The following is a 23,037-nucleotide window of genomic DNA, read 5'->3' as shown; positions in this document are numbered from 1 at the left end:
CCTTTCTGCTCCTTTGGCCACCATGTCGCTGGTATGATCTGTGTTCGGAGCCGCCTGCTGGAGGCGGTATGTTTGAGCACAGGAAGTCCCATGAAAAGAATGCTGTTCGGTGTGTGCCTGCTATCACTGGCCGGTTGCGTCAGCTCGCCCGATACCACCTTCACCCAGGCCACCCCAGGCTGCAAAGCGGCCACAGCTGAGATCAATGGCAAACCGGTTGTCACGCAGTTCTGCATCAAAACCATCGCCTTCAAGCCCTCACAATACCGCGTAACGGTCAACGACCAGGTGCTGTTCACTGGTACTGACTACCAACGCGTCGCCTTCACCAAAACCATCAAGGAAGGTCCGGCCAAAGGCGCGTGCAACGAGCTGATCGAGTTGCAGGGCGTCGGCTCGAAGACGGTGCAATTGAACGAGTTGGCCACCGAATTGGTGGCAGGCTGCCGGATTACCGCCGACGCGGACGGTAACTCCCAAGCCTTCAGCAAAGACGCCGCCTGCGATAAGGTGTTCTACAAGTCGCTGGCGCCGTTGCTGGGCAAAGTGATGCCGGTTGAAGTGGCCCGCCAATGCACCGTGACGGTGGGTGAGCAGGCAGTGTTTGACCAGCGTTTCAATTTTTAGAAACAGGAACTGGAGCAGGGGGCAGATTTACTTCCTCTGCTCTAGCCGATAAACAGGTCTCACTGACCGATCCAGACGCCCGCTCAATGATGACTCGCGGCACGGGGATCGTCGGTTACAACATGCAGACAGCAGTCGACCATTTGATCGTTGCGCATGAGGAGGCGTTGTAACTGTTCCCGATAACGTCGTGGCCTTGATCAGTTTGCGAAATGTGAGCACGGTCCCCTCGCGTCGATATAGAAACCCAATCTGACGTTTTCACACAACCTGGACCCAAAGTGGACCGCTCGAACTCCTTACCCACTCGTCACATGCATTGGCAGCCATGTTGGTAATCCGGTCACTCCCCATTAACCTGCTTGAGCCAAATCCAGAATGGATCGTTCGATTCCAACGCGTCCATACTTACAGTGCAGGGAATAAGCTCCGACGCCCTCGCCGGAATGTTTAGCCCAAGTGTCCGTTCAACATAGGTTCGGAACAAAAGGGGCGGTGGAGGGTAGTCGTCATCGTCGTATTTTTTTTCACAGACCTCTTCGGGAGTTCGTGGGAATTGCTCTGGCCAGCAGAGTTCGTCATAACCGATAGCCAGTAGGCGCAATAGGTCTTCGACGTTATCTACCAACACACAGAGCATATCCGATCCTGATCCCGACCCTAGATGGACAATTCGCTGCTGGCCATTGTCGTCTAGCCAAAGCCCGGCCCACGAACCGTCGCCACCGGTTCTCAGGAATATCGATAGTCGGTGATTCACCTCGGGATCGTCACTTCCGGTCCATAACGCGGTAACGGCGGGATTTGGCACATAGAAGGCTGTAGTAGCGATATCGCTATTTTCAGGTTCAGGATGCAGGGTCATATAGCGAATCCCATCCCGGCGTCTCCGGGCACAGCCATGCTCTTCCAGTAAATGAAGGGCCTGCCGCAGTAGTGACGGCATTGGATTGCTAGCTGGGAAGGCGGCGCCAATTTCCTCGGTGAATTTCATTTCTTTCCTGATGCAGGCGTGCGTTGGCGAATGGGAAACGGGATGACGACAAACAGGCCATCCATTAAAAAAACCATGGTTTGGCATGATTGGAGGACTAGCCAGAGCGCCCCGTAATATTATCCACCTGTCTCTCCTGCTGATGAATCGCGGCGGCTCTCTTTGACGCACTTTCCTGGCTGCTCTTGGCCCAGGTTGTGCAAAAAAAACGCAGGGCCTGTTCCGACGTCATCTGCACCGCGAGCGTCATTTTGATGAACTCCTCATTCTGGTCAATCGCCTCCAGGGCTCCACGCACGTTATCAGCGACGTCGGCCGAGCCGCGTTGTTCGACCCAGTTTGAAAGCTCCAGGATGGCGGCCTCGAGGGCGAGTTGGCTTTCGTTGAGCTTGAACAGCAGGGAAGGGAGCAGGTCTGAATTTGGCGTCGCGAGTCCTCTGTGGGAGGGCAGCGTAGTAGTATGAAAAGTAGAAGCGGTGGTGGGGGATGTTGGTCGGCAGAACGCCGGAGAAAGGGCGAAAACCAGTTCCGCAACTCACGTCATTTCGAGTTACTTGAGTACGTTATCCCAATTGTCTGTGATCGCTTGGGGGATTTTGTACCGTGTCCGTGACTGATCGCAGAGCCATGGCGCTGTAATGGCTGACTTTGAAGGGGGACGGAGGCCGGTGACGGCCCGAAGGCCGCCATCGGTTAAGCGTCAACACGAGTTGTTGTGTCTGTGTTTCAGCAGAAGACCCAAATGCCTAAATGATGCGCAATGGCCGCAACAATTACAGCGAGGACTATGCCGGAAACGATGTGCTGATTATTTTCTTCCTCCGACTTGGCTTTACAGCAACGGCATACACATTTACCTGACATCAATTAGCACCTCTCTCACGTTCGTTGAGTAGTGGAATGGTCCACACATATATGTAATGAGAGGGGAAAGCCCCCGATTTGAAGGTTTTCGTTTACCGTTCGTCGGGTGTTGAGGAGGTTTATGAGATTGTGCGCTCGCAAGTCGTTCCCATCTGTAGCTGTTCCTAGTGCACGCTTCCTGCACCGCCTCGACGATCCGCCGCAGGTACGTAAGTTCGTGGTTCTCCTCAAGTGCACGGTCACCGACCGGGCAGTGTCACTCTTCGTCGAACAGTTCGGTCAGTAGTTCGCTGTGGTGCCAGCACTCGTTGATTGATTCAATGCTGCTCAGGTTGTCCAACCGATGCGCAGTATCTCGTTCTGCCAAATGGCCATCGGCGCATTCGGTGATTTCGCTGCGGCGATCCAGGGGCACTACGTACATCCGTTCACCGTGATGATCCATGTCGACGTGGTGGCGTATGCCTGGGCGAGGCGTGGGCATGTGTTTGAGGTGACGCGGTAGGTCGCGACACGTTTCGCTAATTATCAAGTCGTGTCGCGACATTGGAGATGAGACGGGCAGGCGCACAGCGAGACAGTCAGGATGGTGAGCTTATTTGTGCGTCAATCAGAGCGATTTGTCCTCTCTATCTTGTAGAGCAGGTACTCCTGAGTGCGATCGGTGATCTGTCTAGTGGCGCGATGGGAGAGGAGCCCGCCGATTTTTTCCATGGCTCGCTGAGATCGAATGTTCTGACTGTCAATGTGAAACCAAACCGTGTCCACCCATTGAAATGCATGAGTCAGCATTAAGTCTTTCAACTCTTTATTGGTTCCGCCTCCCCATTTGTCGCGAGCCAGGAAGGTGTATCCGATAGCGGCTTCTCGTTTTTTTTCATCGAACTCGTAGTAGCGAGAGGAGCCAATCACCTGGTTGTTGCTGCGGTCGATAACGATAAGCGTGGACTTTGAAGCAAGTGCCTCGTTAAACCACTCATGAAAAACGGGTTCTTGATAGCGCAATGGGCTTGGATGCTGAGCCCAAATCAGGGGGTCGGATGCAACGCTGTACAGCGATTCGAAGTCATCAGCTTCTAGTGGGCGCAGCTCAAGTGACTCACCAATAATTGACGGAGAGATGGGTAGCGATTGCATCGTTTTTCTCCAAAGGTTCGGATGTGCCAAATCGTGGCACAAGGTTTAGCAGATGAGTAACGTAATCCGGCTGCGCCACGTTCCTCCGATGAGCCAAGACATTAACAAGGCGCAGACCGATCTGGATAGCCCCATCGCCAAGGCAGTAAGCGACCTTGCTGCCGGTGTAGAAGGGGTCACGAAATTATCGAATCGAGTGATTGGACGGCAGCTCTCGAACTAGTGGTTAGCGTTGGAGAGAGTGGTGTTTTTGGGCGAATCCTTGTCAGGAAACATTCAAAGGATGAGCGCGGGGAAAGTATTGCTCCAGTCGTCTGGTTCATTCGAGTGACTAAAGAAGGGCAGGCCTATCAGGTCGGCTCCAGCGTCGATCCAGTCGCGGCGACTTCCCCCGCTTCAAGCAAGAGCAGAAAACGAAATCAACGTGCCAGGCCTGTCTTCCACCTGCATGGCCGCTGGGCTGGCTATACATTTTATTGTCCTCGAGAAAGTAAAGTGTTCTGTAACTTTCCAAGGGCGCTCTGTAACCCACGGTCATTTTGTCGGGCTGCTGCATCTCACCAGTGAATCATTGAGCTGCCTTACGGTCATATCGCCGACCTTTGCTTTCAGGACGTTCAAATGAAGCGTGCACTAATAATGTTCATGGCCATTTCCGGTTCTCTCCTGCTGGGAGGCTGCGGACCTCACTGGGACGACGGAGAAAGGTACAGTCGTGACCGGGGTTATGATCATGGTCGTGGATACGACAGAGGGTATGACCGAGACTATGACGATGATCGAGGGCATGGCCGCAGATATGATCGTCGTGACAATGATCAGGGGTATGAACGCAATCGCGATCGCGACGATAGAGACGATTAACCCGCTCTGACCTCCCATCTGCGCTTCTCTTCGATCATTTCCCCGCGACACCCTGCCACCAAGGTTCATCTGTGAAATTCCCAGGCCCGCTACTGGCGGCGACCTGGGTTTGCAGCATCAGCAATGTGCGATGTCCTCAGGTTGGGCCTACCGTTTCCGATTGATGCACGGTCACATCGCAGGCCCTGTTGTCCGCTGCCTGCATGGGGCATTGACGGGCAGAGCCGGGGAAGGGGGTTCCAAGCATTTCAACCACAGCCAGGTACCGGCAAGCCAGGCGCCGAAAACTACGCGAGTGTTACGGACCTGATCAGTTTGCCGACTATCTCCAGCGGCGCGGGTTGTTCGCGATCCGGGCGTAGAATAGCGGTGCTACCTCATCAGAAGGAGCCGTATATGGACGCCGATCAACTGAACAAACCGGTGTCGGAGCAAAGAGTTTGGGATCAATACTTCTGCGCTGCGTTGATTGCGGAAAGTAATCTGACTGCACCGGTTGTGGGAGAGGCCACTCACGAAGACAGGCAAAACCTGTTGATTGAACGGGCTAAAACTCTTGCCGACAAGATGATGGAAAACAGAAAATAACCAAAGCCCAGCCATCGCGCTGGGCTTCTCACATCTGGAGCCACCATGGCCACCTTCTATAACGAAATGGCCGCGATGGTTCTGGAGATGATCACAGGGTTCAGCCTGCCCGTCATCATCCTTGGCGAGTACGTACCTGGTGCTGGAGCACCAGCTGAAATGGCCTCCGAGCAGACCGCCCAAGGCATCCTGCTCGACGTCATCGGCCAGAATTTCCAGAAAACAGCCTCATCAAGCAGGGCGACAAGAGGCTCAAGATCACCGCACAGGGGGTGGTTCCGGGCATTCCCGACGACACGAAACTCACCGTAGCTGTCTCGTTCCAGTACCGAACCATTCAAATCCCTTTGCTGACTCCCTTGGTGCAAAACCATCTGCTACAGTTTGTGCTACCTAAGGCTGGATGCCTCGGTCACGCTCAAGGATAAACACCGTGTTTCCAATCGATGTCTGGCTTGCCTATACCGCAGCATGCCTGCTTCTGGTACTTGCCCCAGGTCCGGACAATTTGTTGGCCGTGGGCCGTGGGCTCAGCCAGGGGAAAACAGCCGCGATTTTATCGGGGCTGGCATCCGGCGCAGGAATTCTCTTTCATGTGACGGCCGCTTCGTTAGGGCTGACGCTACTTATACAGACCTCCGCAACCGCGTTCTGGGTCGTCAAGCTTATCGGTGCCGGCTACTTGCTCTGGCTAGGTATCAAGGTGCTTCGCTCTCGTAGCCTGCTTAGCTTTCATCCGGTCACTCGACAATCCCTGCCAAGCATTTTCCTGACAGGCTTCTGTTCCGCAGCACTGAACCCCAAGCCGGGCTTTTTCGTGTTGGCATTCATCCCGCAGTTTGTCGACCCGCACCGCGGCTCAGTGAGTATCCAGATGCTGGTGTACGGCGCATGGTTTGCCATACTTACGGCAGTTGGATTCGCACTCATGGGCGTCTTCGCCACGGCACTCTCCGGCTTTTTACGCCAGCGGCCACGACTCGTGAATGGTCTGAACGTGGGAGCAGGGCTGACGTTCGTGGCGTCGGGGGTATCGATCGCGGCGCTCAGCCAAAAATAGAACATGGTGCCCGCCACTTGCAGGGACGCACACTGGCGGTCCCGGATTTCGCTGGGAAAACCGCCAGGCGGGTGCCGATTCGACGTATCTTTCTGATCTGATGCCTGGCATCCGCCCGGTACTGTTGGCGCTGTTCGTATGGATATTGGCGCAACGCAGATACGTCTCGTAGGCAGCCTGGCTGACAACTGACTTCATTTACCGACTGACTAATGGGTAGTGCTTGATACGGCATGGGTAGTCATTGCCATCTCCTTTACATAGGCCATCCAAATACCGGTAGTTAACATGCACTGACTGCCCTTTATTGGGCCACCGTCGGCGTGGGAGCGGGGATTGGTAGTCAGTAGTTTCTGGGGTGAAAGTGATAGTCGCCCCTTCCACTGGACATTCTGCCGTGGCTGATGTTGGATTTACTTTCAGGACTTGGGCCTGTAGCTGTGGATATGGTTGCGTCAATACATCAGTGATACGTAGCTCCATACCGCAAATCAGCCACGCTGATGCTTGTGCTGGCTCACACAATACTGAGAGCGTCAAAACAAATAGCACATAGCGCGTTGCATGATTTTTCATTATTGCCCTTGCCTGGAATACTGACGTCCAAGGCATTGTCAGCCTTGGACTCATCGAATCATAGAGTGATCAACCTCTTTGTACGCAGACGATAAGGCCGATGCTAAAGTCAGCGTTTGGCCGAGAAACACTTAACGTCGTGTCCGGGATTAGTTGACCACTACAGGCCGCAGGACCACAGCCGCTGTTTGGGTTGGGGGGAGACGGCAGACAGGACATGGGAGTGGCGAGCGACGCTGATGACGCATCAGGAACACGCCATCAGCTGAAATCACAATAATTGGCGATAGCCTGAGAGGGTTTCATCCTTGCCTGCGCTTCTTTATGTCCTTGTAGGTTTCATCTTTTGCAACAGCAAGCAGCTTTCTGCCATCTTTCAATGTCGCGATGAATGTAACTTCTGTTTCCTCGCCAGCGATCAGATAACCGGCAACAGCGCCAACCGGGCCTAACAGCATTGCCCCAGCGATTCCAAGTCCAATGGCATCCCTGGCGTTCTTCACTGATTCCACACACGCAGTTTCAATAGTCTCAATAGAAGCAATCGGGATACTGACGGGATGGCTGAGGAGGGTGTTAAGAGCGAGGATTCCCGATTGATAGCTTGCTTCTCCTTGCAAGAAGTCTCCGGCTAGAACGGTGATATTGGCCATTTCTCTTCCTCTGGTAGCCTTTATCCAGCGGTAATTTCGTCCTTGCGGGTGATTGGCGTCAATACCTTGGCGATGAGGTGTAGGTCCACTCGTCATCCCATTTGGATTGTGGATTGTTGAGAGTGACCAGGGGTATTCCAATGATGCAGCCAGGCGCCGCCCTTCGTATGTGGAGGCGGTGGCGTGATTCATTGAAGTGGGGATTGGTCTACGCTTAGTGCTCTACACAGAGGCTTGCGTCATGAGTGAAGATCGAGTGGTTGCGCTTGAGATAGCGCTAAGAACGGTAATGGCTGTGGCTTGCCGACATGGCCTGGAGCCCGACGAACTGTGCAGGAAGTCAATTGGCGCAGTGATTGGCGATCCCCGGTTTAATTGGGTAAAAGCCGATCATGCTCAAGATGCCATTGCCGAGATTGAGATGGCTCAGGCTGCCATTGCGCACCTGTGTCTACCCTCTGCGTAGTCGCTGAAGGGCAGGTCAGGCGGTAATCCGCTCTCCGCTTACTTTGGTTGTGAAGGTGACGCCATGCCTGGCGGTCAGTTCGCATTGACCAACGCCTGTGCTGCAGCCCCTGTTTTTGTTCATGTTTACATACCCTGATAAGTGCATGTGATCACACCGTTCAGGGTCTCTACTTCTAGGCTTTGTACGAAAACTGCCTGCGTGTCGATCATGCTGCGTTAAAAACAGGCTCGGAATGCTCATTTACACCCCGTAAACTCCGCTTCCTCGCCTGTTTTTGCCTTGCCTGATCGCCACTCGGCGACTTCTCGTACAGACCCTAGTTTGGCCCTGTCTGTACCGAGAGGAGAGCATGATGAGCAATGAACAGGTGGCACCTGAGACAAAAGGTGTTGCGGTGAAGTTACTTGCAACGGTTGACCTCGGCCCTGAGATCGAGGGCATGGCTGGGCGCCAACTTAGAATGCGTATGGTGACCATCGAGCCTGAAGGCGTCTTTGGGCCGATTCACAACCATAAGGACAGGCCAGGCACCGTGTACATACTGCAAGGAACGATCACTGACCATCGAAACGGAGTCGCCACGGACTATGGGCCGGGAGTGGGCTGGCCCGAGGATAGGAACACCACACACTGGCTTGAGAACAGAGGAACGATTCCGGCAGTGGAGATATCGGTCGACATTGTCAGGCAAGAGTAAGTCCAGGCCCGACCTCCAACACAGTCGGGCCTGACACACGGCCCAACGGGGCATGCTTCAGTTGGTTTCGTCTCCTTGCATCAGCAGGGTCTGGCGTTCATGGCTGCCTGGGTGGCTGGGTAGTTGAGAATATGTAGCGCGCGAAACGCCATTGACCATCAGCTTCTCGATGCAGCAAGAACATTTCCTGATTGCCCTCGGGCCTGGCTGGCTGGTTGCCGTTCAACATTGTGACCGTTCCATTGGACCGCGTACGGGCAAATGCCCAGTCTGGTGATAGCGGCCGGATCTCATCGATTGCGAAGTGCACATCGAGTTTGATCGCGTCGAACACCTGACGATAGGCCGCTTGCACAGCGCTGCGGCCCACGGCCGGGAGGCTGTTTTGTCGCATGAACACTGCATCGTCCGTGTACAGGCTCATCACCCGGTCTATGTCGCTGGTATTGAGTGCGGTTTGATAGCGGTTGAGTTGCTCGGTGATGGCAGTATTCACGTCTGTGTCAGCGCCGGGTTTTGCGGCCATTACCGTTGCGGGCAGGAATAGGGCGCTGAACGTCAGCGCAATCAATGCAGTTCTCACGGCGAGGCTCCTTGGTTTCAAAGCAGGACGACGAGTTTGCCGAGTGCACGGTCGCTTTCCATTAAGCGATGTGCCTTGGGAACCTCATCAAAGGCAAAGGTTTGGCTGCGGATGGAGGGTATCGATCCGGCTGCGACTTCCCTTGCCAGCCACTGCAGTGGTGTGTCCTGTAATGGCAGCGCCGGTGTTCCGAACAAACCGCTGGGGAAGAAGTTCAGGCGTACCCCGGCAGGCAGGTCCTGCATCAAGTGAAACTGCTCCAGTACCGGCGGGCCGCCCAGCAGGCCAATAACGCTCACCGCACCGAACGGTCGCAGGGTCTTGATCGTGTCGCGCAGTGTCGCGGCGCCGATCACTTCGAGGGCGGCATCCACCCCGTGGGGGGCGATATCGCGCACACGTTGAGCAATGTCACCGTTGTCGATAATCACCTCATCAGCTCCCATTTCGCGCAGGCGTTGGCTATTGGCAGCCGTGCGCGTTGTGGCGATCACGCTTAATCCGCGGGCCTTGGCATACGTGATGGCGGCCAGGCCAACCGATGCGGTGGCACCGCGCACCAGCAATGTTTGACCTGCCTGAATCGCCAGGCTCTTGTCCAGCGCTCCCCAGACGGTGAGGTACGCTTCTGGCAGCGTGGCGAGCTCTTCCCATGACAGGGAAGTACCGTCCAGCGAGACCACGTTGCTGCGTAGAACCGTCACCTGCTCGGCATAGCTGCCGTTGCGGCTGAACTGCATACCACCCATGGCCGTAGCCACACGCTGGCCAGGGCGGAATACACCGGCGGGGTCGTGGATGACTTCGCCCACGGCTTCGATACCGGGCACCCGTGGTGCGGTGATTTCGCCCATTTTGCCGGCGCGCAGGTAAGTCTCTGCACGGTTGAGGCCAAACGCCCGAACGTGGATCTGCACTTCGTCCGATGTCGGCTCAAGCGAGGGGATGTTTCGCAGTTGCAGGACTTGTGGGCCACCCGGTTGTTCAATGACATAAGCTTTCATGATTGTTTCCTCAGGCACGTGATTGCTTGAACCATGGGTCTTCAAGCAGGTGTATGCACTATCTGCCGCTCGTATCTGGAAGAAAATAAGCATAGGGGATAGGCTTCATCTCAAATATGAGAGGGGTTCCCTGTGGACTTGAACGCTATTCGAATGTTTGTGAGTGTGGCGCAGACCGGTAGCCTGTCGGCCGCGGCCGAACGCCTGAACATTCCGCTACCGACACTGAGCCGCCGGATTCGTGAGCTTGAGCAGCAGTTGAGGGTGCAATTGCTCGAGCGTTCAGTGCGCGGCACCAAGCTCACTGATTCGGGCGCACGACTATACGAACACGCCAGCCGTGGCATTGAAGCGCTGCTTGAGGGCCAGCAGGCCGTGGTCAGTGATCAGGCGCAATTGAAGGGGCGTTTACGGTTGTCATTGCCGCCGTCGTTTGAGCCGTGGTGGGACGTGTTGTCAGGCTTTCAGGGCCGATACCCACAGATTCAGCTCAGTGTCTACACCACTGAGCGACGCATTGATCTCATCGAAGACGGTGTCGATGTGGTGCTGCGCGTGGGCATGATCGAGCACGAGACCCTGATCGCGCGCCATATGCTGACGTATCGTCACGTCCTCGTCGCCAGCCCGAGGTTGATTGAGCGGTTGGGTGTACCCGATACCGTGGAGGCCTTGCACGATTACCCCTGCGCGACGTGGAGCAAGGGCACCGATGCAACATGGCTCTTGGGAGGACAGGTTTTCAAGCCAGAGGCCAAACTATGCACTAACGACTACACCCACCTGCGAAGTCGTGCGTTGGCGGGTGATGTGGTCACCGAGCTACCCCCTTTTCTGGCGGCGAAGGCCATCCGGGAAGGAGGGTTACGGGTGCTGCTTCCGGAGCATCCGCTACCCGAACAACAGATCAACCTGCTCTATCCGTCGCATCGCCATCCGTCCGCCATTGTCCGGGCATATCTGGACTTTGCGCAGGAACACCTGGGGTTTCTTGCCGAGGTATCGGTTGCCTCGCTGTAAGTGGCGGCTCGTGTGAGCGGCGTTTTTCGACTGTCACGATTGACCGGAACAACCCATGGTATGCATTCGCAATCAGTAGGGTGCTTATCCTGGAATGCCAATCGCAGTCAGGTTGTTCTAGACCGATGGCGATTCAGGCATTTCCACCAGCAGTTGCCCAAATGCGTTGGCCGCAGGCGTCTTACCAGTGACACTCCATATCAGCCTGAAATCAGCATCCACCAGCGGTGGCAGGCCATATTGACCGTCAACCACCACCATGCCGGGCTCTAGGTCATCCAGCGGTAGAGCGGTGACGGCAAGCCCCGCCAATACCGCCGCCCGCAGTCCTTGTTGGCTTGGAGAGGTAAAGGCGACTCGCCAAACCACGCTGGAACCCTCCAATGCCTCTACGGCCACTTGGCGGTGCACGCAGGGCGCTGGTGCAAACGCCAGCGGCAAAGGGGCATCGCCGGCAAAGTCGAAACTCTGCGCCGCGGCCCAGACAAACCGGGTTTCGCGAAGCACGGTGCCGCCGGCCTGGCTGCCTGGCAATGCCATGACCACGGCCAGATCGAGTCCATCGGCGTCGACCAGCGCGCGTAGATCCAGGTAGGTGCCAACGGTTACATCCAGCCGTACGGCGGGAAATTGTCTGGCGAACCGAGTCAGTAACGGCGGCAGGCCGTCGCCGATAAAGTTTTCTGGCACACCGAAGCGTACGGCCCCGGTTACCGATGACGTTTCGAAGCGCCGGGAGAGGGCGTCCTGTGCTTTGAGGACGTGTTCGGCATGGCGCAGAAAGTCTTCGCCATCTTCTGTCAGCGTCAAACGCCGGGTGGTACGCACCACTAGCGTAGTACCGGCCTGCTCCTCCAAACGGCGGATCTGATGACTGATCGCTGACTGGCTCAAGTGCAGCCGCTCTGCTGCACGAGTGAAACTACCGGTCTCCTTGATCGCAACAAAAGCACGCAACAGGGCGGGGTCGAAGTCCATTAAGTCAACTCATGATGAGAATTAATGAAACTTACGAAATTAAATCATTTCTGTCATTTTTAATTACTTCCAGAATGCGGCCGGTCACTTGGACGTGCGCCTGGTGACGCTGGCGAGGCTATTGCGTCTCCCCTCTGACGGTGTTCAGGGCGGTCTTGCCAGTGCCCATCAATTTGATCTGGAAGATCGCGATGCCATTTTCTTCTTCACAAAAAGATGTTTTCACAATAGCTGCCGTTTGCTTGTCCTCGCTGATGTTTGGCCTGGAAATCTCGAGTGTGCCGGCAATCCTGCCCACTCTTGAATCGGTTCTGCGCAGCGATTTCAAAGAGATGCAATGGATCATGAATGCCTACACCATCGCCTGCACCACGGTGTTGATGGCCGCCGGCACTCTGGCGGATCGGTATGGGCGCAAGCGAGTGTTTGTCATTAGCCTGGTGCTTTTCGGCATGACCTCACTGGGTTGGCTGACGATGCTTCCAGGTTGCCTGATCGCCGGGGTTGGGCTGGGACTGACCAACACGCCTGTTACCAATACCACCACCGGATCGGTGCCCAGTGAACGTGCTGGCATGGCATCGGGCATCGATATCAGTGCTCGTATGATCAGTCTTGCAATCAATATCGCGCTGATGGGGTTCATCCTGGTGGAAGGCATCCTGTCTTCCCTGCGCAACCAGCTATCTGGCTCGGCCGATGATGTGCAACTGAGGTTGCTGGCGCAGAGTATTTCAGCCGGTAACTCGGCTGTGTGGGGGCAGACTGGCCAGGGGGCTACGATTCCAGTCGATGTCGCCAACGCAGCTTTGGCGCATGGGTTTGGCTGGGTGATGCTGTATAGCGGTATTGCCGCATGGGTGCTAGTGGCGGCGAGCTGTTGGGTCTTTCGTTCGGGCAAAGCCGTTCATGCTCAACAGTGACTGTAAAGCTTGGCGGCGACCTTGCTGCACGGCCGGCAGTCGAAGGACACAGTGGGAAGTTGCAAGGGGGTGACTAACTATTCGCGATAGCGTCTATGAAAAATACAATGGAAAAGTAATAAGGAAATGGCGTGCTACGGAAGCTGATTTTGGTACTCACCCTTTCACCGTTGAGCGGCTGCGCTTGGCTCGGCGCGGTTTCGCAGGGTTCGTACGACTGCTATGACGGTATAGAAGTTGAGTATCAGCTCGCCCAGTTCATAGGGCCGCTGGCCCTTATCGACCTGCCATTCACGTTTGTGGCTGATACAGCCTCGCTTCCTTTTTGCTGGCTCTGATCTTGGCGCTGCCTGTTCAGGTTGAGGCAGGGGGGACTGGGCCGGTGTGTTCTCGTCTGCCTCGGGGAGTCTTCTGGCCGGGTGCGGTGCCGGCATTCATGGCTGGAATTGAACCTGCGACGGTGGTTTCGTAAAAACTACCGGTCTGGTTGTTGCTTCTTTATTTACAAAAGAGAAGGGGGATTCAGGCATGAACGTTGAGTGGAGTTCTTTTGGCATCGAGCAGGGCTCATCCGTTGATGCAGATACGATCTTCCAGGTAGAGAAACTACTGAAGGTCAAGTTTCCGGAGGCCTACCTGGATTTGGTCACCTATGCCGATGAAGCGTCTCCAGAGATAGCAGCATTTGTATATGGCGACACCGTAACCTGCATCAGTGAGTTCTTTGCATTCTCGCCCGATGTAAGGCCCTATACCTTGTCATGGTACTCAAGGGCAGGTGCAGTGCCGGGGCTTCCCGCGAGATGGGTGCCCATTGCACGGGATGCAGGTGGCCATCTGATCTGCCTGAACTTTGATATGTACCCTATTGCTGTTGAGGCATTTGATCCGGGTTCGAAGAGTTCCTGCTTTATTGCCAGTCACTTTGATGACTTCGTTGGCTTGTGGGGAGAGTAGGCCGGTTGGTTGCAATCGTTGGAGGCGACACCCGGCACCCGCATCAAATGTTGCTAACGTTACCCTTGCGTCGGTTGCCTTGAGCCAAGTCCTGTCTTGTGGTGCATGAAGTCGTTGGCTCCCTATCCAGCCCTGCGCTATCGCAGAGTGCCAAAGCCCTGTCGGAGGTGGTCATGAACACGTTGTCGTCCATGAGTCTGTGCGTCGCATTGTCGGTTTCCCTTACCCAGGCATGGGCTGAAACGGTTGTTCCCATGAAGGGGCAAAGTTCGCAACAAATCCAGCAGGACATCAACGACTGTCATAACGTGGCGGCCAGCCAGAGTGCCTCGGCGCCGCCGCCCGTCGGGGGAAGGTTGCGTGGCGCCGCTGTCGGGGCAACCGCCGGGGCGGTTGGGGCGCAGGTGCGTGGACGTCAGCATGACGAGATTTATGATCGCATCGACGATGATGTAAAGCAGGACTACCGCCAGAATCGCGCAAAGGAAACGGCGGCGGCCGGGGCGGTAGTGGGCGGTGCGCGTCAGCGTCAGGAACGCCGGGCACAGCAGAAAACCAGTGCCTCGACCAGCTCAACGGCTTACACCAGTTGCCTTCAGGGTAAGGGCTATCAGATTACGCCTTGAGCATCAGCGATCGGCTTGCCTGACGCTGTCATTTTGCCGGTGCTGATCGAGCAGGTTGACCATCAGGCACGCATAAAGCGTTACGACGATGAACAGGCCCATACGCACGGCGAAAGCGGTGTAGACATCCTTGCCTGCCAGGCTGTCCTGAACGGACTGGCCCAACAGGATAATCAGCGTAAGCAGGCTGTTAAGCCAAAATCCTGGGCTTTGTCGGGTTGGGCTCAGTGCATACAGCTTGCGTGCCAGCATCAAGCCGAACAGCAGCATCCACAAAAAGAACATCCAGAGGTGCACAAACAAGCTCAGGGCGCACCAGAACAGAATGGCCAGCAGGCCACCCAGCAAGGTCGAGCCGAGGAGTTCGCGCCCGGCGTTGCGAGCGGTCGTTGTGGAGCTTTGTTGGCCCAGGCTGACAGCTTTCAAGATGATCGGTAAGTAACTGGCCGGGTCGATCAGTGCTAACAGAAATGCCGGCAACACGATCAGGGTTGCACGCAGCGCCACCCTGGCGATGTCTTCGGCCGCCAGGGTCGGGGCTACGGGGGGTGTCGGCGTATTGCCGGGCTCGGGAAACAGCCAATGACTGCAACCCACGCTAATGACGGCCAGTAGCAATCCTTTGACAAGCGCGCCAATGACCATGACCGCCAGGCCAAAATCAGCGACACCGGCCGACGGAATCATGGTCAGGCCAATCACCAGAAACGTCACAATCAGGTTGTTGGCGCCGCGCAGACCCAAACGGAACACCAGGAACAGACTGGTGCCAATCAGCAGTACACCGCTGGCAGGGTAGTAACGCAGCAGGGGGATCAGCAAAAGACCGACGCCGGTGGTCAACATGGCGACCAGTGCCAGCGCCACACCGGCCTTTAAGGGCAGCGGGCGATTGAGCGTAGCCAGGAGTAACACTGCAAGCACCGGCGCGAGAAAGGGGATCGGCAACCCCAGGCCGAAGCTGGCGGCCAGACACAATGCCGTGCCCGTGGCCAGGCGTATCGCACGCAGCCCCCCAGGCACGCGCTTAGTAGGCATAGGACAGCCAGCTCATCAGCCGCAGAAACAAGCGACCCACCGGGTTTAGCGGATTGCCTTGCATGGGGAAGGCCATGACTTCAGCCTGGCCGCCAACGCGGATGGCGCGACTGTCACGCAGCGTGTTCAAAGCGTCTGAGGAAAACTCGACAATCACCGGAAAACGCTGCGCCGGACGCAACCAGTCGCGGCTGTTCTGGATACTCGGCAGGGTGCCGGGTGCTGTCGTCGGGCCCACGCTGACACCGTAGCCGACACTGCGTACACGCCCCTCGAAGACAGTGCCGGGCAGCGCATCCAGTACGATGGCAACCGGGGTGTCGGGCTTGACCAGGCCCAGGTTGTTTTCGGTCATGTCCGCGCTGATCCACACATCGTGGATGGCAATCAGCGTCATCACCGGGTTGCCGGCAGGGGCAAACTGGCCAACGTCGGTGCGCAGGTCCGTGATCAGGCCCGCCGAGCGTGCGCCTATGCGGGTGTTGGCCAAGTCCAGTTCGGCTTTTGACAGCGCTGTCGCGGCGCTACGCAGCAGGGCGTTCTCTTCCTCGCTGCCGCCTTCCTGTTCGCGGGCCCGCTGAACTTCGGCACGAGCAGCGGCCACCTGACTGACCGCTTGTTCGCGATTGGCACGAGACACTTCGAGCAGGCGTACGGAAATGGTTCCCGGGTCCTGGCGGTACAAGCCTTCAAGGCGCTGATTATCTTGCCGGGCCTTGAGTTCATTGGCCTGGGCGGCCCGCAAGGAGGCTTGCGCCGACATGATGCCCGCGGTGCTGGCGCCAATCTGTCGGCGTGTTGACTCAAGGTCTGCGCGCGCACGATCAACGGCGATTTGATACGGCTGCGGGTCTACCTCGAAAAGGATATCGCCAGCCTTGACGTCCTGATTGTTGCGCACATTCACGCGGATGACGCGTCCCGCCACTTCGCTGGCCACCGGAATCACAAAGGCGCCCACCCGTGCCTGCTGTGTGTAGGGTGTAAAGCGGTCAGCCAGCAGGTACCAGGTCAAGCTGAAGAGAATGAGCAGGAGCACCCACCTGAGACCTTTTTTTGACGGGTCGCGAGCAGGCTCCGGCGCTTTTGGGGCCGGCGCTGCGGGGGAGGGCTGTGAGGTATCACTCATCGACGTTTACCTCGTGTGGCGTGGGAAAGGCCGGCTGTGCAACGGCGGGCTCTTTCAGCAGGTCACCCCAGTCAGTGCGTTTTTCCATCACTTGGCGGGTGCCTCGATCGACGGTGGGTTGCGCGCTGTACCAGCCGCCTCCCAACGCCTTGTACAGGGCAATCAGATTGCTCACGGCATTGCTCCGGCTGACCAGGTAATTGTCTTGTTGTTCAAGGAGCGCACGCTGAGCATCCAGCACCCGCTGGAAGTCTGAGTAACCTTCACGGTACTGAGCGCTGGCCAGCACCAGTGAGCGTTTGGCGGCGATTTCGGCTTCGCGCAGGATGCGCTCACGTTCCAGGGAACGGGTCAGGCCGCTGGCGGCATCATCGGCTTCGCGCGCTGCCTGGCGGACTTTGTCGCGATAGGCCTCGATCAACTGCTGCAACCGTGCATCCTGCACACGCACGTTGTTGCTGATCTGACCGTGGTCGAACAGATTCCAGCGCAGGCTGGGGCCGCCGATCAGGTCCAGGCTGTTTGACGTTCCACCCAGTGAATTGGCCGACCAGACGATGCTGCCGAACAAGGTCAGCGACGGATAGAAATCGCTTTTGGCCACACCGATCAGCGCCGACTGCGCGGCGACGTTCAGCTCTGCTGCGCGTACATCGGGCCGACGCAGCAGCAGGTTGGCCGGTACGTCTTGCAACACGGTGCGGTCGACCAGCGGGATCAATCCTTGATTTTCCACTAACTGCGGCAACGCGCCAGGCGGTTGCCCGATCAGCACGGCCAGTGCATTACGGGTGCGCTGCACCTGGTCTTCGAGGTCGGGAATGCTGCTTAGGGTGCCCAGGTACTGGGTCTTGGCCTGTTGCAAATCGAGTTCGGCATTCTGGCCGCTCTTGAACAGTTTTTCGGTGATCTCAAAATTGCGCTTTTGCTGCCTGGCGTTTTCCCGTGCGACGCGCAATCGCGCTTCAGTGGTGCGCAGGGAGAAGTAGGTTTGCGCAACCTGGGCGCGCAGCAGTACCCGTGCATCTTCGTAGTTGGCCTGGGCGGCGAAGTAGCTGGCATCGGACGACTCGATGGCACGGCTGAAGCGTCCCCAGAAGTCCAGCTCCCAGCCGATGTCGAACCCGGCACTGTATTGCCAGAAGCGGCTGTCCTGAGGGTTGCTCCCGCCAGACTGGCTGCGGTGTGTGTACAGGCTCTCGGCGCTGGCTTGTTGCAGCTGCGGGTATCGCCCGCTCTGGGCAATGCCAAGTTGCGCGCGGGCTTCCATCACACGCAGGCCCATGATTTTCAGGTTGGCGTTGTGTGCATCCGATTCGGCAATCAGGGCGTCAAGAACCGGGTCGGCGAAGACCTGCCACCACTGACGGATATCCGGACTCAGTCCCTGTTGGCTGGACTGTTCAAGTGTGGGGCTCTCCCAGTGTTTGATCCACGCCTCGCCGGGCGGTTGAAAGTCTGGCCCTACACGCATGCAGCCGCCAAGACCGAGTGCCCCAAGCAGGAGCAGTTGGCCCGACCGAATCAGCAGGGCGGTGCTTGAATGCATTGCATCTTTTCCAGCCAAGAAAGATCACTGGAGCATAGCCGTTGGAGCAGGGGGCGGTTTGCCGGGCTGGTCCAGCGATTGCCGTGTGGATTTGCAGGGGGGGAATCTGGAGGGTCACGCTTGCGTGGCAGCTGCTACGCTTTTTAAGCGCTATCAAACCAGCCGTAATCTCGATAAAGGTACGATGATCATGAATACCACTTCCGGTATTGTTGAACCCCATTCGGCTGGCTGGCGTTTCAAGCTGGGAATCGCGATGCTCTGTCTGGTTCCACTCTCCTGGTTGATGGTGCCTATCGCGGCCGCCGCGGATGTGCCGGGCCCAAAAGTCGCGGCGCTGACCGGGATCTTGTTCATCAGCAACAAGGTCCTGTTGATTCTGGTCATCGCGATCATGGGCAAGTCCGGCTTCAAGCAGTTAAAGCGCAGCCTGTTCGGTTACATGTCTGCGCTTGTGCCGACGGTGGAGTCCGAAGTGGGTCCGGTGCGTCACAGAATTGGCCTCGTCATGTTCTGCCTGCCGTTGATCTCAGCATTTCTTGAACCTTACGTCGACAGCCTCTGGCCAGGGTTGCGGCCGAACCTCTGGCAAGCCCAGTTCCTTGGCGACGCGATGCTGGTCAGTAGCTTTTTCGTATTGGGGGGGAACTTCTGGGATAAGGTCCGCGCATTGTTTATCCGAACTGCACGGGTCGTTAACACCCCTGAAGTGTGAGTAAAAGAGCGCAAACGTTGATAGCCATCAGAAGCGTCATTTCACGTCGCCAGTGAGGGGCGAGAGCACGCTGCTATTCAGGGCCTCAGGCTTTAAACTGTCTCGATACCCTGAACCATCGCCTCAACGAAAGGACTCTCCATGCCCACAGCAACATTGCCGGACTTCACTCGACTCCCGGAGCACGCTACTGCCTTCCCTGAGGCCAGCGACGTGTTTGTCGCCGATCAACAGGAGCTTGCCCAGCATATGCTTGCGCTGTTGTCGATCGACGCCAGCAGCGTCAATCCGCAATGGTCTGGCCGCTTGCACTTGCTCAGCCCCGTGGAGCCCTATGAAGGGTTGGTCGGTGACTTGACTGAGAACATGGGCTTTGATGGGGAACTGCTGAAGACCAACTGGATCGGTTTCAAGTTAGAGAATGGCCGCTACCGTCTATGTGGTGATCCGCGCTACTTCTTTCTGCACGCTGATAACAAAGACCTGCCCGAAGCGCACCCCGGAGTGCGCGACGAGTTGCAGCAGCACTACCTCACCGAACACGCCGCCTATCAGGAAGCCCGCCGCAGCTACCGCGAGCGGGGCTACCTGACTTGGCCGGAGCACGGTGGAAAGCGCTATACGTTCTTCGATGAGTTGGGAGGTGAAGCTCAAGGCTTCGCCAATTGGGTCGGAACCGTCAAGTTCCCGATGGACATCATCCCGGCCAATGACCATAGCGGTGACTACAGTGTCTGGCCTCTCAGCCCCGCCAAGCGACGCTTTCAGCATGTCCTCAGTGTTCCGGCTGTGCATTACGGTATTAGCGGGGCCGATATGATTGTGATGTTCTACGAGCCTGTCGAGGGCCTGGTGTTGTTCACCTTCGACTGGACCTGACCCCTTGCAATATCGATCTAATTGGACAGCGGTATGACCAGGGAGAGCCAGGTGTTCCAGCCTTCCGGGCGGTTCTTCGCATCAAACTCGTAGTAGCCCTTGAGGTTGGTGTACCAGAGGTCTTTTCCGACTTTGAAGAAGTGTCCGGCCTGAGGTCCGACAGCGCTGACCCGCGATTTGAAGTCGCCAAGCGTGGCACCGCTGCCGCTGTCGCCCGTCACTTGATGGTAGACGTAACCGACAAGGCCCAGATGGGTCTGATCGGTGATGAAGTGCGAGGCGCTCAAGTCCAGGTGAGCATCTATGCCGTTTTTATAGTCAGTGTCTGTATTTTCCCAGTTATAGGTCATGCCCGCGACAGCGGAAAATTCGTTCGTCTTGTCAAAGTAGGTGTAGCCACCCCCGGCATCCAGAGACGCATGGCCGAGCCCGATGTTCACCAGGCGATCAGGGTCGTAAGCACCGACCGGAAGGTTCCCCATGCTATAGGCCATGAAGTTGTGAACCCCGTGGTTCCACTTCAATGTACCCAGCAGGTAGACGTCGCTGCCGCCTTTGAGGCTGTCGTCCGTCCCGCCGGAAAATGTCCTGCCGCGCGGTCCGGTCAACGAGGCGTCGATACTGGCGTGCGAGCGCCCAACGGCGGCGACCATCGAGATCGCAGCCTGGGCGCCAAGCAAGGGTTCAGTAAACGTATAGGTGGGGCTGGCGAACAGCAGGTCGGCTTTTGCATCCAGGCCAAATGTGGTCCGTCCCCCGCGTGGGACGGGTTTGTTCCCGCCATCGCTGGCACTGACGTGGTAATAAACCAGCGGCATACTCCAGCCAGGTTCCGTCGGCGCCGCAGCCAGTGTGCCGAACTGGCCTGGCAGCCAGAAACTGATGCCTCCGTCATCTGCTTGCGCGGCAATGGCTGGCAACAAAACCATAAAGCCGCAAAGACTTCTTGTTCTTGTCATGGGGGTCTCATCACTTGAGGAAATGAGTGGTGGCAGTGGATCGTATAGTAGCTCCAGCTCACGAATTCATTGTAAAAGAGCGTTTTTTTTTGCAGCTTCACGCACTCAAGACTGCATCAGGTGTTCAGTGTGATGGCTGACCCCCCCATTAACCGGGTTGATGAATTGCGGCCACGGGTCGTGGCTGAACAGTTAACCGACATTCAGCGTGTGTAAGGGTTACAGAGAAAATGCCGATCGAATTATCCGAAACAATACGTCCACTGTTTTTGGCGGCGGGTTGGCCCAAAACAGACCGTCGGCCCCTGCCGGACTTCGTTCCTGCTGACCATCCGGCTGCCGCGCTGCTCAGGGAGTTTGACGGGCTGCACGTGCTCAGCTCCGGTGCGGGTGAAGATTTCGCCAGGGGTGATATTGCCTTTGGCACGGATTTGAACCTGGCAGACGATTCCGACTTTTTTGCCTGGCAACAACGCCTGTCCACAACGCTCATCGGCATCGCCGAGATAAACCTCGGGTACTGCACACTGCTCATTGATTCTGAAGGCGCCTGCTACCACATGAACTGCATAAACGACGCCTTCGTGTTGATAGACACGTCGTTCAGTGTCGCCGTTGAAAACATCCTGCTGGGTCGCAGAGGAAACGAGAAGCGCCTCTGATTGGAATATCAGCCAGGCCTTTGCTGTTTATCTCCCGTGAGGGTGCCAGCGCTTCGGCTTCATTGTTTGCTCCTCAGTCTTAGCTAAGTTTGCGTGCGTAGCCTCTCCTTTGCGCGAACTGCAGCGCTGTTATGGAGAGGTCACATGAAGTCGCTGACAAAAGCCGATTGGCTGAACAAAGTTCCCGAGGTGACGCTGTCATTCTGGGTCATCAAGATCATGTCCACCACGGTGGGTGAGACAGGTGCCGACTTTCTCGCTGTCGATGCCGGCCTGGGGCAGGGGGTGACCAGCCTTGGCATGGCAGCCCTGTTGGCGATGGCGTTGTTCGGCCAGTTTCGCACGCGTGCTTATACGCCTTGGATTTACTGGCTGACGGTGGTGCTGGTCAGTGTGGTGGGAACGCAGATCACGGATTTGCTCACCGATAAGCTGGGTGTCAGCCTGTACGCCAGTACGGCGGTGTTTTCCATCTTGCTGGCGATCAATTTCGTGATCTGGTATGCGGCGGAGCGCAATCTCTCCATCAATGAAATCGTCACGCCGCGCCGGGAATGGTTTTACTGGACCACAGTGCTTTGCACTTTCGCCCTGGGCACGGCGGCGGGTGACCTAGCCACCGAAGCGCTTGGCCTCGGCTTTACCTTGGGCGCCGTGATCTTTGGAGGGCTGATCGCCGCTACGCTCATCGCCTGGCGCATGGGTGCCAATGTCGTTCTGACCTTCTGGATCGCTTACATACTGACCCGCCCCTTCGGCGCCTCCCTGGGCGACCTGCTGACTCAAGCCAAAACCTATGGCGGCCTCGGTATGGGGGCCACCTGGACCAGCGCCATCTTCCTTGCGGTCATTGTCATCCTGGTGGTTGTCGCGCAGTTCGGCGTCGGCAATCGCAAACTCGTCACTCAATAACACTGTCAAAAGCCAATCGGGGATTCATCATGGCCCATGTTCAAACTGTCATTCGTAACGCCGCTATCTTGTCAGCCATTGCTTTGCTGAGCCTGGCGGGGGGGTGTTCCAAGCCTGCCGACGCTCCGAAAGCGGGTGCCGTGTCGAGTGCGGCCAACGTGCAGGTCTCAGGTTCAGCTTCCAAACTGGGAGATCTGACGGCTTTCCAGGGAATTGCTGCAGACGTTGCCGCGCTCGTCGACAAGAACGACTTGCCGGGGGCGAAAACCCGGATCAAGGACCTGGAGTTGTCCTGGGACAGCGCCGAGGCGGGTATCAAACCTCGGGCGGCGAGCGACTGGCATGTGCTGGACAAGGCCATCGACCGAGCGCTCGAGGCCTTGCGTGCCAGCAGTCCAACACTGAGCGAATGCAAGGCGTCGATGGATGACTTGCTGAAAACCTTCCGGTCCATGCAATAGATCAAATCACGGTAAAGCACGAAGTGATCCTGTCAGAGGCTGGATAAACCGCTTCGTGAACGCTTGAACAGGTGATTCAATGCGGGCATGACATTCTCGGCTGACAGGTGCCT

Annotated in this window: 27 protein-coding genes and 3 pseudogenes; 19 read left to right on the top strand and 11 right to left on the bottom strand. The window is 56.9% G+C overall.

From position 1 onward, the window contains the following. The first annotated feature begins 90 nt into the window (after positions 1-90). The gene (locus tag AC1Z1G_RS16010) at positions 91-627 is read left to right on the top strand and encodes a hypothetical protein (RefSeq protein ID WP_483621025.1); all 537 of its coding nucleotides are present in this window, start codon (positions 91-93) and stop codon (positions 625-627) included. 47 nt (positions 628-674) lie between these two features. Beyond that, positions 675-788: pseudogene (locus AC1Z1G_RS16005) on the top strand (hypothetical protein); the annotation flags it as partial. 182 nt (positions 789-970) lie between these two features. Here the strand turns inward: AC1Z1G_RS16005 and AC1Z1G_RS16000 are convergent. Both AC1Z1G_RS16000 and AC1Z1G_RS15995 read right to left on the bottom strand, forming a co-directional pair. Next, positions 971-1,621: a hypothetical protein gene (locus tag AC1Z1G_RS16000; protein ID WP_483621024.1), complete on the bottom strand. Its 651-nt coding sequence runs from the start codon at positions 1,619-1,621 to the stop codon at positions 971-973. 220 nt (positions 1,622-1,841) lie between these two features. Further along, a pseudogene (locus AC1Z1G_RS15995) lies at positions 1,842-2,072 on the bottom strand (hypothetical protein); the annotation flags it as partial. A 756-nt stretch (positions 2,073-2,828) separates the two neighbouring features. Here AC1Z1G_RS15995 and AC1Z1G_RS15990 point away from each other — a divergent pair. Continuing rightward, positions 2,829-2,990: a hypothetical protein gene (locus tag AC1Z1G_RS15990; RefSeq protein ID WP_483621023.1), complete on the top strand. Its 162-nt coding sequence runs from the start codon at positions 2,829-2,831 to the stop codon at positions 2,988-2,990. A gap of 101 nt (positions 2,991-3,091) precedes the next feature. On the opposite strand, the gene AC1Z1G_RS15985 is transcribed toward AC1Z1G_RS15990, so the two are convergent. Next, positions 3,092-3,622, bottom strand: coding sequence for a GNAT family N-acetyltransferase (locus AC1Z1G_RS15985; RefSeq protein ID WP_483621022.1), 531 nt, complete (start codon positions 3,620-3,622; stop codon positions 3,092-3,094). A 52-nt stretch (positions 3,623-3,674) separates the two neighbouring features. Between AC1Z1G_RS15985 and AC1Z1G_RS15980 the strand changes: the two genes are divergently transcribed. The 5 genes and pseudogenes from AC1Z1G_RS15980 to AC1Z1G_RS15960 all read left to right on the top strand — a co-directional run bounded on the left by AC1Z1G_RS15980 (position 3,675) and on the right by AC1Z1G_RS15960 (position 6,134). Then, the gene (locus AC1Z1G_RS15980; RefSeq protein ID WP_483621021.1) at positions 3,675-3,845 is read left to right on the top strand and encodes a hypothetical protein; all 171 of its coding nucleotides are present in this window, start codon (positions 3,675-3,677) and stop codon (positions 3,843-3,845) included. A 398-nt stretch (positions 3,846-4,243) separates the two neighbouring features. Further along, positions 4,244-4,486, top strand: a complete 243-nt coding sequence (locus tag AC1Z1G_RS15975; RefSeq protein ID WP_483621020.1) for a hypothetical protein — start codon at positions 4,244-4,246, stop codon at positions 4,484-4,486. A 396-nt stretch (positions 4,487-4,882) separates the two neighbouring features. After that, entirely contained in the window at positions 4,883-5,074 is a 192-nt protein-coding gene (locus AC1Z1G_RS15970; protein ID WP_483621019.1) for a hypothetical protein, read from the top strand. A 45-nt stretch (positions 5,075-5,119) separates the two neighbouring features. Further along, positions 5,120-5,367: pseudogene (locus AC1Z1G_RS15965) on the top strand (hypothetical protein); the annotation flags it as partial. Between the two features lie 140 nt (positions 5,368-5,507). Beyond that, positions 5,508-6,134, top strand: coding sequence for a LysE family translocator (locus AC1Z1G_RS15960; RefSeq protein WP_483621018.1), 627 nt, complete (start codon positions 5,508-5,510; stop codon positions 6,132-6,134). An 878-nt stretch (positions 6,135-7,012) separates the two neighbouring features. Here the strand turns inward: AC1Z1G_RS15960 and AC1Z1G_RS15955 are convergent. Beyond that, the gene (locus AC1Z1G_RS15955) at positions 7,013-7,363 is read right to left on the bottom strand and encodes a hypothetical protein (protein ID WP_483621017.1); all 351 of its coding nucleotides are present in this window, start codon (positions 7,361-7,363) and stop codon (positions 7,013-7,015) included. 821 nt (positions 7,364-8,184) lie between these two features. On the opposite strand from AC1Z1G_RS15955, the gene AC1Z1G_RS15950 reads away from it, so the two are divergent. Further along, complete coding sequence (locus tag AC1Z1G_RS15950; RefSeq protein WP_483621016.1) at positions 8,185-8,529, top strand: cupin domain-containing protein; 345 nt, start codon at positions 8,185-8,187, stop codon at positions 8,527-8,529. 97 nt (positions 8,530-8,626) lie between these two features. Here the strand turns inward: AC1Z1G_RS15950 and AC1Z1G_RS15945 are convergent, their stop codons facing one another. Both AC1Z1G_RS15945 and AC1Z1G_RS15940 read right to left on the bottom strand, forming a co-directional pair. Then, complete coding sequence (locus AC1Z1G_RS15945) at positions 8,627-9,112, bottom strand: YybH family protein (protein WP_483621015.1); 486 nt, start codon at positions 9,110-9,112, stop codon at positions 8,627-8,629. Positions 9,113-9,129: 17 nt separating this feature from the next. After that, positions 9,130-10,116 (bottom strand): zinc-binding alcohol dehydrogenase family protein, encoded by a 987-nt coding sequence (locus tag AC1Z1G_RS15940; protein ID WP_483621014.1) that lies wholly within the window; start codon positions 10,114-10,116, stop codon positions 9,130-9,132. Positions 10,117-10,248: 132 nt separating this feature from the next. On the opposite strand from AC1Z1G_RS15940, the gene AC1Z1G_RS15935 reads away from it, so the two are divergent. Next, positions 10,249-11,136 carry a LysR family transcriptional regulator gene (locus tag AC1Z1G_RS15935; RefSeq protein ID WP_483621013.1) on the top strand — a complete coding sequence of 296 codons (888 nt, stop codon included), beginning with the start codon at positions 10,249-10,251 and terminating at the stop codon, positions 11,134-11,136. A gap of 117 nt (positions 11,137-11,253) precedes the next feature. Here AC1Z1G_RS15935 and AC1Z1G_RS15930 read toward each other — a convergent pair whose 3' ends face one another. Further along, positions 11,254-12,114 carry a LysR family transcriptional regulator gene (locus tag AC1Z1G_RS15930; protein ID WP_483621012.1) on the bottom strand — a complete coding sequence of 287 codons (861 nt, stop codon included), beginning with the start codon at positions 12,112-12,114 and terminating at the stop codon, positions 11,254-11,256. Between the two features lie 191 nt (positions 12,115-12,305). On the opposite strand from AC1Z1G_RS15930, the gene AC1Z1G_RS15925 reads away from it, so the two are divergent. From AC1Z1G_RS15925 to AC1Z1G_RS15910, 4 genes are all read left to right on the top strand, one after another. Then, complete coding sequence (locus AC1Z1G_RS15925) at positions 12,306-13,037, top strand: MFS transporter (RefSeq protein WP_483627871.1); 732 nt, start codon at positions 12,306-12,308, stop codon at positions 13,035-13,037. Positions 13,038-13,168: 131 nt separating this feature from the next. Continuing rightward, positions 13,169-13,375: a YceK/YidQ family lipoprotein gene (locus tag AC1Z1G_RS15920; RefSeq protein WP_483621011.1), complete on the top strand. Its 207-nt coding sequence runs from the start codon at positions 13,169-13,171 to the stop codon at positions 13,373-13,375. Positions 13,376-13,565: 190 nt separating this feature from the next. Then, positions 13,566-13,994, top strand: a complete 429-nt coding sequence (locus tag AC1Z1G_RS15915) for an SMI1/KNR4 family protein (protein ID WP_483621010.1) — start codon at positions 13,566-13,568, stop codon at positions 13,992-13,994. 173 nt (positions 13,995-14,167) lie between these two features. Beyond that, positions 14,168-14,620: a hypothetical protein gene (locus AC1Z1G_RS15910; RefSeq protein WP_483621009.1), complete on the top strand. Its 453-nt coding sequence runs from the start codon at positions 14,168-14,170 to the stop codon at positions 14,618-14,620. A gap of 3 nt (positions 14,621-14,623) precedes the next feature. On the opposite strand, the gene AC1Z1G_RS15905 is transcribed toward AC1Z1G_RS15910, so the two are convergent. From AC1Z1G_RS15905 to AC1Z1G_RS15895, 3 genes are read right to left on the bottom strand one after another with little or no spacing between them, the layout of a single operon-like run. After that, a complete protein-coding gene (locus tag AC1Z1G_RS15905; RefSeq protein ID WP_483621008.1) occupies positions 14,624-15,658 on the bottom strand; it encodes a DUF2955 domain-containing protein in 1,035 nt (344 codons plus the stop codon). Continuing rightward, a complete protein-coding gene (locus AC1Z1G_RS15900; RefSeq protein WP_483621007.1) occupies positions 15,648-16,787 on the bottom strand; it encodes an HlyD family secretion protein in 1,140 nt (379 codons plus the stop codon). The genes AC1Z1G_RS15905 and AC1Z1G_RS15900 overlap by 11 nt, the downstream gene beginning before the upstream one ends. After that, positions 16,780-18,336 carry an efflux transporter outer membrane subunit gene (locus tag AC1Z1G_RS15895; protein ID WP_483621006.1) on the bottom strand — a complete coding sequence of 519 codons (1,557 nt, stop codon included), beginning with the start codon at positions 18,334-18,336 and terminating at the stop codon, positions 16,780-16,782. The genes AC1Z1G_RS15900 and AC1Z1G_RS15895 overlap by 8 nt, the downstream gene beginning before the upstream one ends. A gap of 190 nt (positions 18,337-18,526) precedes the next feature. On the opposite strand from AC1Z1G_RS15895, the gene AC1Z1G_RS15890 reads away from it, so the two are divergent. Next, positions 18,527-19,051, top strand: coding sequence for a transporter suffix domain-containing protein (locus AC1Z1G_RS15890; RefSeq protein WP_483621005.1), 525 nt, complete (start codon positions 18,527-18,529; stop codon positions 19,049-19,051). Between the two features lie 141 nt (positions 19,052-19,192). Then, positions 19,193-19,930, top strand: a complete 738-nt coding sequence (locus tag AC1Z1G_RS15885; RefSeq protein WP_483621004.1) for a hypothetical protein — start codon at positions 19,193-19,195, stop codon at positions 19,928-19,930. Between the two features lie 17 nt (positions 19,931-19,947). On the opposite strand, the gene AC1Z1G_RS15880 is transcribed toward AC1Z1G_RS15885, so the two are convergent. Continuing rightward, positions 19,948-20,859 carry a SphA family protein gene (locus AC1Z1G_RS15880; RefSeq protein WP_483621003.1) on the bottom strand — a complete coding sequence of 304 codons (912 nt, stop codon included), beginning with the start codon at positions 20,857-20,859 and terminating at the stop codon, positions 19,948-19,950. Positions 20,860-21,119: 260 nt separating this feature from the next. Between AC1Z1G_RS15880 and AC1Z1G_RS15875 the strand changes: the two genes are divergently transcribed. The 3 genes from AC1Z1G_RS15875 (at position 21,120) to AC1Z1G_RS15865 (ending at position 22,924) form a co-directional block, all read left to right on the top strand. Further along, a complete protein-coding gene (locus AC1Z1G_RS15875) occupies positions 21,120-21,551 on the top strand; it encodes an SUKH-3 domain-containing protein (RefSeq protein WP_483621002.1) in 432 nt (143 codons plus the stop codon). 144 nt (positions 21,552-21,695) lie between these two features. Further along, on the top strand, positions 21,696-22,463 hold the full coding sequence (locus tag AC1Z1G_RS15870) for a COG4705 family protein (protein WP_483621001.1): 768 nt from the start codon (positions 21,696-21,698) through the stop codon (positions 22,461-22,463). 29 nt (positions 22,464-22,492) lie between these two features. Further along, entirely contained in the window at positions 22,493-22,924 is a 432-nt protein-coding gene (locus AC1Z1G_RS15865; protein ID WP_483621000.1) for a hypothetical protein, read from the top strand. The last annotated feature ends 113 nt before the right edge of the window (positions 22,925-23,037 follow it).

Source organism: Pseudomonas sp. JL27(2026), from assembly GCF_056933555.1.
The sequence above is the reverse complement of the archived record's forward strand: the minus strand, read 5'-3'. Positions and strand labels throughout refer to the sequence as shown.

What these genes read in the sequence shown, in the direction of transcription:
- AC1Z1G_RS15940 (WP_483621014.1), bottom strand. Translation starts at nt 10,116, where the DNA reads ATGAAAGCTTATGTCATTGAACAACCGGGTGGCCCACAAGTCCTGCAA.
- AC1Z1G_RS15890 (WP_483621005.1), top strand. Translation starts at nt 18,527, where the DNA reads ATGAATACCACTTCCGGTATTGTTGAACCCCATTCGGCTGGCTGGCGT.
- AC1Z1G_RS15975 (WP_483621020.1), top strand. Translation starts at nt 4,244, where the DNA reads ATGAAGCGTGCACTAATAATGTTCATGGCCATTTCCGGTTCTCTCCTG.
- AC1Z1G_RS15925 (WP_483627871.1), top strand. Translation starts at nt 12,306, where the DNA reads ATGCCATTTTCTTCTTCACAAAAAGATGTTTTCACAATAGCTGCCGTT.
- AC1Z1G_RS15915 (WP_483621010.1), top strand. Translation starts at nt 13,566, where the DNA reads ATGAACGTTGAGTGGAGTTCTTTTGGCATCGAGCAGGGCTCATCCGTT.
- AC1Z1G_RS16010 (WP_483621025.1), top strand. Translation starts at nt 91, where the DNA reads ATGAAAAGAATGCTGTTCGGTGTGTGCCTGCTATCACTGGCCGGTTGC.
- AC1Z1G_RS15930 (WP_483621012.1), bottom strand. Translation starts at nt 12,114, where the DNA reads ATGGACTTCGACCCCGCCCTGTTGCGTGCTTTTGTTGCGATCAAGGAG.
- AC1Z1G_RS15970 (WP_483621019.1), top strand. Translation starts at nt 4,883, where the DNA reads ATGGACGCCGATCAACTGAACAAACCGGTGTCGGAGCAAAGAGTTTGG.
- AC1Z1G_RS15895 (WP_483621006.1), bottom strand. Translation starts at nt 18,336, where the DNA reads ATGCATTCAAGCACCGCCCTGCTGATTCGGTCGGGCCAACTGCTCCTG.
- AC1Z1G_RS15910 (WP_483621009.1), top strand. Translation starts at nt 14,168, where the DNA reads ATGAACACGTTGTCGTCCATGAGTCTGTGCGTCGCATTGTCGGTTTCC.
- AC1Z1G_RS15950 (WP_483621016.1), top strand. Translation starts at nt 8,185, where the DNA reads ATGAGCAATGAACAGGTGGCACCTGAGACAAAAGGTGTTGCGGTGAAG.
- AC1Z1G_RS16000 (WP_483621024.1), bottom strand. Translation starts at nt 1,621, where the DNA reads ATGAAATTCACCGAGGAAATTGGCGCCGCCTTCCCAGCTAGCAATCCA.
- AC1Z1G_RS15985 (WP_483621022.1), bottom strand. Translation starts at nt 3,622, where the DNA reads ATGCAATCGCTACCCATCTCTCCGTCAATTATTGGTGAGTCACTTGAG.
- AC1Z1G_RS15865 (WP_483621000.1), top strand. Translation starts at nt 22,493, where the DNA reads ATGGCCCATGTTCAAACTGTCATTCGTAACGCCGCTATCTTGTCAGCC.
- AC1Z1G_RS15900 (WP_483621007.1), bottom strand. Translation starts at nt 16,787, where the DNA reads ATGAGTGATACCTCACAGCCCTCCCCCGCAGCGCCGGCCCCAAAAGCG.
- AC1Z1G_RS15885 (WP_483621004.1), top strand. Translation starts at nt 19,193, where the DNA reads ATGCCCACAGCAACATTGCCGGACTTCACTCGACTCCCGGAGCACGCT.
- AC1Z1G_RS15990 (WP_483621023.1), top strand. Translation starts at nt 2,829, where the DNA reads ATGCGCAGTATCTCGTTCTGCCAAATGGCCATCGGCGCATTCGGTGAT.
- AC1Z1G_RS15980 (WP_483621021.1), top strand. Translation starts at nt 3,675, where the DNA reads ATGAGTAACGTAATCCGGCTGCGCCACGTTCCTCCGATGAGCCAAGAC.
- AC1Z1G_RS15870 (WP_483621001.1), top strand. Translation starts at nt 21,696, where the DNA reads ATGAAGTCGCTGACAAAAGCCGATTGGCTGAACAAAGTTCCCGAGGTG.
- AC1Z1G_RS15880 (WP_483621003.1), bottom strand. Translation starts at nt 20,859, where the DNA reads ATGGTTTTGTTGCCAGCCATTGCCGCGCAAGCAGATGACGGAGGCATC.
- AC1Z1G_RS15875 (WP_483621002.1), top strand. Translation starts at nt 21,120, where the DNA reads ATGCCGATCGAATTATCCGAAACAATACGTCCACTGTTTTTGGCGGCG.
- AC1Z1G_RS15905 (WP_483621008.1), bottom strand. Translation starts at nt 15,658, where the DNA reads ATGCCTACTAAGCGCGTGCCTGGGGGGCTGCGTGCGATACGCCTGGCC.
- AC1Z1G_RS15955 (WP_483621017.1), bottom strand. Translation starts at nt 7,363, where the DNA reads ATGGCCAATATCACCGTTCTAGCCGGAGACTTCTTGCAAGGAGAAGCA.